This window comes from Sphingomonas sp. BAUL-RG-20F-R05-02, from assembly GCF_022662305.1.
GTDB lineage: Bacteria > Pseudomonadota > Alphaproteobacteria > Sphingomonadales > Sphingomonadaceae > Sphingomonas.
In genome coordinates, this window is the sequence record NZ_JAKNQH010000064.1 from 1 (window position 1) to 1001 (window position 1001).

Genomic DNA, 1001 nt, shown 5'->3' on the forward strand with positions numbered 1-1001 from the left:
CCCCGCCGGCAGATACACGTCGCGGCTGGTCACGCCCTGCGTGGTGACCGGTGCGACGAGGAAGGCCGGGCCGAACATATATTCGTCGCCGATCGTGGCGACGGCGAGGTCGTTCGGGAAGTCCATGAACAGCGCGCGCATGAACGGCGCGCCGGTCTTGTAGGTCTGATACCCCAGCGCATACAGATACGGCACCATCGCGTAGCGCAGCTTCAGGAAGTTGGCGAGCACCGGCTCGGCCGCGGTGCCGTAATCCCACAGCGCGGTCGCCGGGCGCTGGCCGTGAATGCGCAGCGTCGGCGTGAAGCTGTTATACGCGAACCAGCGCGTGAACAGTTCGGGATAGTCGGTGTACGACGGCGACATCGCGGTCGCGCCGGCGGGGTCGAGCAGCGGCGCACGTTCCGCCTTCGGGCCGCTCGGATATTGCCAGCCGCCGGTGTCGCTACTCCAGTAGGCGAGGCCGGTCGCGGTGAAGCCGAGGCCGGCGGGTACCTGCCGGTGCAGCGCTTCCCACGTCGATTGCACGTCCGACGACCAGAACAGCGCGCCGTTGCGCTGCGTGCCGAGATAGGCGGCGCGCGCGAGGATCAGGTTGCGCATGTTCGGCCGGTCGCGCGCGGAGCCTTCCGCGACGCCGCTGGTGTGCACCAGCGGGAACAGATTGTGGTAGCGGTCACCCGAACCGATCGAGAAGAAGTGGCCGTCCGGCACCAGATCCGGCTCGGTCTCGTCGAGCCAGAACCAGTCGAAGCCCTGCGATGCGATATTGTCGCGGATCTTGCCCCAGAACCAGGCGCGCGCCTGCGGGTTGGTCGAATCGATCAGCGCGCCTGCCCGGTCGGAGCGGACCGGCAGACCGTCGACCACGCTGCCGTCCTTGTCGTGCAGCAGCCAACCCTTGGTGGCGAGGAAGTTGTAGTATCGCGATTCCCGCTCGAAGCGCGGCCATACGCTGACGATCGAGCGCATGCCTATGCTGTGCAGCGTGTCGTTCATCA

Annotated in this window: 1 protein-coding gene; it reads right to left on the reverse strand. The window is 67.0% G+C overall.

What is annotated here, in order from left to right; all coding sequences use genetic code 11:
- Nucleotides 1-1001: TIM-barrel domain-containing protein (locus L8F97_RS22435; protein ID WP_277925152.1), on the reverse strand; the 1001-nt coding region annotated here is incomplete at both ends.